Here is a 6,212-nt window from a genome sequence, read left to right on the forward strand (position 1 = left end):
GTCATGGTCGATGCCGCCACCGCCGAGCTCGACCGTCAGCGCCGCGAGCTCGCCGACCTTGCGGGAGTCGAGGTGACATTGCTCGACGTCGCGGACGTCCGGGAAGCGGTTGCCGCGAAACTCGGCCTGCGTGTCGAACAGATTGCCCTGCTGTTCGAGCGCATCGATCCTGCCGCGCTCATCCGCAAAGCTGTCGCGGTACGGCGGTTCTCCCTGATCGCAGGTTGGAGGTGTCGACGACTGGTCCGTCGGCTCGGGCTGGCCGAAAGTCCGGAAACAGTTGAGCGTCAGTGCGAGCTGCTGAGCGAACTGGCCGCAGCCGAGCTCACCTGGCGCCGACTCCATGCTTCGGAGTCCGCCCGGCCCAGCGATGCCGAGCTCTTCGCACGGTTCACCCACTCGACGGACACACTGCAGACAGCCTCGACGGAACTGCTCGATGCCGTGGTGCGGTCCAACGCCGTGCGCGGGCGGCGACAGATCGACGCGCTGTTGCGGCACCAGTCCGGTCCCGATTGGCCGGCAAAACGTGCGGCGCTGGCCGGAGCTGCAGCATGGGCGGTGACGGCACAATCGGCGCGTGCCTTTCCGCTCGACGCCGCGTTGTTCGATCTGGTCGTGATCGACGAGGCGTCGCAGTGCTCCATCGCTGCGGTCCTGCCGTTGCTGTTCCGGGCGAAGCGGGCGTTGATCATCGGTGACCCGATGCAGCTGACACATATCACCACCCTGGACGGCAGAGGCGAGATCGCCGCGGCGGCGACCGCACAGATTTCAGCCGCGTGGCTCGAACGGCGGCGGATGTCGTATCTGCGACATTCCGCGTTCGAGGCGGCGGAACAGTCGTTCGGCGAGAGCCTGCTGTTGGACGAACACTTTCGGTGCCATCCCGACATCGCTGGGGTCGCCAACGACCTGTTCTACCGCGGTCAACTGACGGTGCTGACCGATGTGCGCAAGCAGAATGGCACCGACCAGGCGCCGGTCGTATGGCGCGATGTCGCCGGAATCGCGCAGCGCGGAGCTCAGAGTTCTTGGTACAACCGCGAAGAGATCGATGTTGTGCTCAGCCTGATCGCGCAACTCCAGCAGCCGGGACGATTGCCGTGTGGAACGACGATCGGTGTGGTCACGCCGTTCAAGGCGCAGTCCGACGAGATCAAACGCCGGCTCGACGGTTCCGATGGGGTCGTTGTCGGCACAGTGCACACCTTCCAAGGCGGTGAGTGCGACATCATCATCTTCTCCCTTGTGGCCTCGCCGGAAATGCCCCGGCGATCGATCGAATGGCTCGACCGGCAACCGAACCTGTGGAACGTGGCGATAACCCGCGCCCGTGCGCACCTGTTCGTCGTGGGTGACAGCCGCATCTGGCAGTCGCGCCGCATCGGTAGCGCGCTCGCCGCTGCTGCCGAACCGGCGGCGGCGGTCGGCGAGGCTGACCCTGTGCTGAATCGACTGCACCGCTACATGATTCGCCGGGGGGCGACCGACCTCGCCTTCGGATCTCCGATGGCCGGCCACCACACCGACGCGATCGATCGGCGTCCGGACGGCTCGGTGTGGGGCGTGGTGGTCGATCGTGGTGCGGGCGCCAACGCGGCGGATCGGCATTTGCGACTGATGCTGCAACACACAGACCTGCGCAAGGTTCCGTCGCAGCGGTGGGATGCCGTCCGCGTGCCGATGTGGCGACTGCGGGAGTCGGCCGAGCACGATCCGCATGCCCACCAACGTCGGACTTGAGCTCTACCTGACTGGCTCAGCCGACTCCGAGAACGCGGGTGAGGAGGCGTTGGCGGGTTCGGGTGTCGGATTTGGCGAGGACGGCTTTGACGTGGTCGTTGACGGTGTGTTCGGAGAGGAACAGTTCCGCGGCCAGTTCGTGGGAGTCCAGGCCGGTGGCCAGCAGCGTCAGGACCTGGGATTCGCGGGTGGAGAGGGCGTGGGCTCGGGCGAACAGGTCGAGGCGTTCGGTGGCGGTGCTCGGTTCCAGGGCCACGGCGATGTCGGGGCCGATGCGGTCGGCTTTGACGGTGAGCCAGCGGTTGCCGCCCAGGTGGATGCGGGAGACGGCGGGGCCGAGCGGGACGGCGGCCTCGGTGGCGAGCAGGGCGGCGGCCGCGTTGTAGACCGAGGCAGGGACGGGGGGAATCGGTTCGTCCGGGGGGAGCAGGCGCAGGAGGGAATCCGCGGCGGCTGCCGTTTGGGAACGCACGCGCAGGGTGTCGTCGAGCAGGACGACCGCGGGGCCCAGCGACGCGAGCTGGGCGTCGGATTCGACGAAGGTGGCGCCGACGGTACGGCGCAGGCCTGCGGTGACCGGTGCTGTCAGCGTGCTCAGCTCACCGAGTTCTGCTGTGGTGAACGGGGGTTCGCTGTAGCGGAGCAGTTCGAGGAAGCCCCAGCAGCCGTAGCGGTCGGCGAAGGTGACGGTGGCGGAGTCGGTGACGCCGAGATCGTGCTGGGCGGTGCGCCAGAGCAGGGAGCGTTCCGGGTCGCCGTCGGTGGCGCCCAGCAAAGAGTGGGCGCCGGTGCCGCGCACGGTGTCCCAGCGATTGAGCGCAGTGAGATACCGGGCGCGGATCAAGTCGGGCAACAGCGCGAGATCGAGGCCGGGGACGTCGGCGAGCGGCGCCGTCGCGACCGCGGTGACGGGATCGGTGAGCGCGAAGACATGGCCGGTGAACGGGATCCTCGCGCGGATCTCGACCAGGACGAGTTCACGCAATCGTTTGGCGGAGTGCCCGGCGCGGCACAGACGGCCGATCCGGTCTGCCAAGGTGCTCGGCACGCACCCAGTCTACGGCGGAAAACCCCCAGGATCAGGGATGTTCCGGTGCCCAGAACGGGCCGACCATTGAGCTACCCATCCAGCACGACCACGGAGGTCACCATGACCGTCACCCTGCACATCGACAACACCGTTCGCGACTACGACGACTGGAAGGCCGCGTTCGATCAGTTCGAGCGTTTCCGCGCCGACAACGGCGTTCGCGCCTACCGCGTCGGCCGCGTCGAGGGCACACCACCCCGCGTCCTCATCGACCTCGATTTCGACGATCGGGCGGCCGCCGAGGCGTTCCGCGCCGCATTGGCGACCGTGCTCGCCACCCCGCGCAGCCGCGCGATGGTGATCAGTCACGAAGCCTGGCTTGTCGACGTGGTCGACGAGCGGATTTCGGCCTGATCGACGCGCCGGGCGCCCCACGGGGACAACCGAACTCGAATCCGCCGGTAAATTGATCCGGTGCCCATCTCGTTCGACATTCCTGGAATGCAACAGTTGGACGACACGACCTGGGGGAATCCGGCCACTCGTGACGTCGTCGCGTTGACCTATGTCAACGGCACGCCCGACCTGCCCGCCCGCCTGCACGACCTGAAACGGCTGCGCAGGCGGTTGGCCGAGCACCACGCCCGGACCGGCTGCCTGATCGAGGCCTTCGTGGTGTGGGTGGACCAGTTGCCCGCCCTGCTGCGGGTGGAGAAGACCCAACTGCCGGGCCCGCACGGTGAGCTGGTTTTCGCGGCGTCGATCGTGGTGCCCAAGGACCGGTGCTCGGCGGTGTTCCAGGTGATCTGCCCCGAGACCGGGGTGCCCGGTGCGCGCGAGACCTTGATCGGCCGGCAGGTTCGGCGCGACGAGATGTGCCCGCCCCACCCGTACGCGCCCGGTCTGCGCGGCCGGTTGCCCTATCTGCTGTCCGATGACGTCCGCTTCGATGTCGAATTCCCCGATCACGCGCTCACCAGGGCGCGCCGCTGGGTCGCCGACACCGTGCCGAACGTGCGCGTGGACCCCTCGTTCGCCGCGCTGCCCGAGTTCTAGGGCTTCTCGGCGATGAAGATGGCGGTCCCGGGGAAGATCTGCCCGCGCAGCGGCGACCACTGACCCCATTCGCGGTCGAGCCATTCCGGCCAATCCGGTTCGACGATGTCCACCAGGTGCAGACCGGCGCCGACGATCTCGCGGACCCGGTCACCGATCGTGCGGTGGTGCTCGACATAGGTCGGCACACCGTCGCCGTCCACCTCTACATAAGGAGTGCGGTCGAAATACGGGATCGTGGCGGTCAGACCCGCTTCGCCCGGATCGTCGGGGAAGATCCAGCGCATCGGATGGTTCACCGAGAACACCCAGCGCCCGCCCGGGCGCAACACCCGAGCCACCTCGCGCATCACCAGCGCCGAATCGGCGACGAACGGCACCCCGCCGAACGCCGAGCAGGCCAGATCGAACGACGCGTCGGTAAAGGGCAGCGCCTCGGCACCCGCCTGAACCAGGGGTACGCGCGGTCCGCCCTGATCCATCGCGGCCACGCCACGCTCCAGCATCCCCTTCGACACATCGAGCCCGACCGGGAACGCGCCGTGCCCGGCCAGCCACCGCGAGCACGGCGCCGACCCGCAGCCGATCTCCAAGATCGTCTTGCCGGTCACGTCGCCGAGGAAACCCATGTCGCCCTCGTGCAGGCCCTCCGGGCACCACACGAACTCGCCGCCCGGGGAGTCGACGCCGAGGAAGTCGGCGTGGGTCTGGTGGTACTGCTCGGCGTCGGCGTCCCACCAGCGGCGATTCGCGCGCTCGCTGTCGCGCGAATCGATCTTGGTTCGAGTGGTTGCTGAGGTACCCAGCAGCGCGTTGGCCTGCGCGTGGCGTTCGTCGTCGGACACGGCCAACAGGGTATCGGCGTGGTGCGGGGGGTGGTTTGCCCGGCTCGGCGCGGGTCGCGTAGGCTGATGCACGCTGTAGAGGGACGCTGAATTTGATCAGCGGCAAGTGCGACGGTCCGTGCGATACTTTACCGGTATCCCTTCGTCGCGTCGTCGCGGTGATCTCGCAGCGTACCGAAAGATCCAATGTCCGCAACCGACCACAATCCGTCCGGAGCAAACCCACATATGCCCACCACCGTCACCTCGCCGCAGGTAGCCATTAACGACATTGGCTCCGCCGAGGATTTCCTGGCCGCCATCGACGCAACGATCAAGTACTTCAACGATGGTGACATCGTCGAAGGCACCATCGTCAAGGTCGATCGTGACGAGGTCCTGCTGGACATCGGTTACAAGACCGAAGGCGTCATCCCCTCCCGCGAGCTCTCCATCAAGCACGACGTCGACCCGAACGAGGTCGTTTCCGTGGGCGACGCGGTCGAGGCCCTGGTCCTCACGAAGGAGGACAAGGAAGGCCGCCTGATCCTGTCGAAGAAGCGGGCGCAGTACGAGCGCGCGTGGGGCACGATCGAGGAGCTCAAGGAGAAGGACGAGGCCGTCAAGGGCACCGTCATCGAGGTCGTCAAGGGCGGCCTGATCCTCGACATCGGTCTCCGTGGCTTCCTGCCCGCCTCGCTCGTCGAGATGCGTCGTGTCCGCGACCTCCAGCCGTACGTCGGCAAGGAGATCGAGGCCAAGATCATCGAGCTCGACAAGAACCGCAACAACGTGGTTCTGTCGCGTCGCGCCTGGCTCGAGCAGACCCAGTCCGAGGTCCGCAGCGAGTTCCTGCACCAGCTCCAGAAGGGCCAGGTCCGCAAGGGCGTCGTGTCCTCCATCGTCAACTTCGGTGCCTTCGTGGACCTGGGTGGCGTCGACGGCCTGGTGCACGTCTCCGAGCTGTCCTGGAAGCACATCGACCACCCGTCCGAGGTTGTCGAGGTCGGCAACGAGGTCACCGTCGAGGTTCTCGACGTCGACCTGGACCGCGAGCGCGTCTCCCTGTCGCTCAAGGCGACTCAGGAAGACCCGTGGCGTCAGTTCGCCCGGACCCACGCCATCGGCCAGATCGTGCCCGGCAAGGTCACCAAGCTGGTTCCCTTCGGTGCCTTCGTGCGCGTCGAAGAGGGCATCGAGGGCCTGGTTCACATCTCCGAGCTGGCCGAGCGCCACGTCGAGGTCCCGGACCAGGTTGTGGCCGTCGGCGACGACGCCATGGTCAAGGTCATCGACATCGACCTCGAGCGTCGTCGCATCTCGCTGTCGCTGAAGCAGGCGAACGAGGACTACAACGCCGAGTTCGACCCGTCGAAGTACGGCATGGCCGACAGCTACGACGATGCGGGCAACTACATCTTCCCCGAGGGCTTCGATCCCGAGACCAACGAATGGCTCGACGGGTTCGACAAGCAGCGTGAAGAGTGGGAAGGCCGCTACGCCGAGGCCGAGCGTCGCCACAAGATGCACACTGCTCAGATGGAGAAGATGGCAGC

The 6,212-nt window shown here is 67.0% G+C and carries 6 protein-coding genes; 4 read left to right on the top strand and 2 right to left on the bottom strand.

All coding sequences use genetic code 11. From position 1 onward, the window contains the following. Positions 1–1,746: DEAD/DEAH box helicase (locus ACFWF3_RS20565; RefSeq protein WP_379314891.1), on the top strand; the 1,746-nt coding region annotated here is incomplete at its 5' end. A 16-nt stretch (positions 1,747–1,762) separates the two neighbouring features. Here the strand turns inward: ACFWF3_RS20565 and ACFWF3_RS20570 are convergent. After that, positions 1,763–2,794, bottom strand: coding sequence for a LuxR C-terminal-related transcriptional regulator (locus ACFWF3_RS20570; RefSeq protein ID WP_378994094.1), 1,032 nt, complete (start codon positions 2,792–2,794; stop codon positions 1,763–1,765). A 102-nt stretch (positions 2,795–2,896) separates the two neighbouring features. Between ACFWF3_RS20570 and ACFWF3_RS20575 the strand changes: the two genes are divergently transcribed. Both ACFWF3_RS20575 and ACFWF3_RS20580 read left to right on the top strand, forming a co-directional pair. Further along, the gene (locus ACFWF3_RS20575; protein WP_379314892.1) at positions 2,897–3,190 is read left to right on the top strand and encodes a hypothetical protein; all 294 of its coding nucleotides are present in this window, start codon (positions 2,897–2,899) and stop codon (positions 3,188–3,190) included. A gap of 87 nt (positions 3,191–3,277) precedes the next feature. Then, a complete protein-coding gene (locus ACFWF3_RS20580) occupies positions 3,278–3,832 on the top strand; it encodes a hypothetical protein (protein WP_378994098.1) in 555 nt (184 codons plus the stop codon). Here the strand turns inward: ACFWF3_RS20580 and ACFWF3_RS20585 are convergent. Next, entirely contained in the window at positions 3,829–4,677 is an 849-nt protein-coding gene (locus ACFWF3_RS20585) for a class I SAM-dependent methyltransferase (protein WP_378994100.1), read from the bottom strand. The two genes, ACFWF3_RS20580 and ACFWF3_RS20585, sit on opposite strands and share 4 nt — an antisense overlap. Before the next feature lie 228 nt (positions 4,678–4,905). On the opposite strand from ACFWF3_RS20585, the gene rpsA reads away from it, so the two are divergent. After that, on the top strand, positions 4,906–6,212 hold a 1,307-nt coding region (gene rpsA / locus ACFWF3_RS20590; protein ID WP_379314893.1), incomplete at its 3' end, for a 30S ribosomal protein S1.

It is taken from the genome of Nocardia sp. NPDC060220 (assembly GCF_042727815.1).
Lineage (GTDB): Bacteria > Actinomycetota > Actinomycetes > Mycobacteriales > Mycobacteriaceae > Nocardia.

Bases quoted from the DNA above. Each gene is read 5' to 3' on its own strand.
- ACFWF3_RS20575 (WP_379314892.1), top strand. From the start codon at position 2,897: ATGACCGTCACCCTGCACATCGACAACACCGTTCGCGACTACGACGAC.
- ACFWF3_RS20580 (WP_378994098.1), top strand. From the start codon at position 3,278: ATGCAACAGTTGGACGACACGACCTGGGGGAATCCGGCCACTCGTGAC.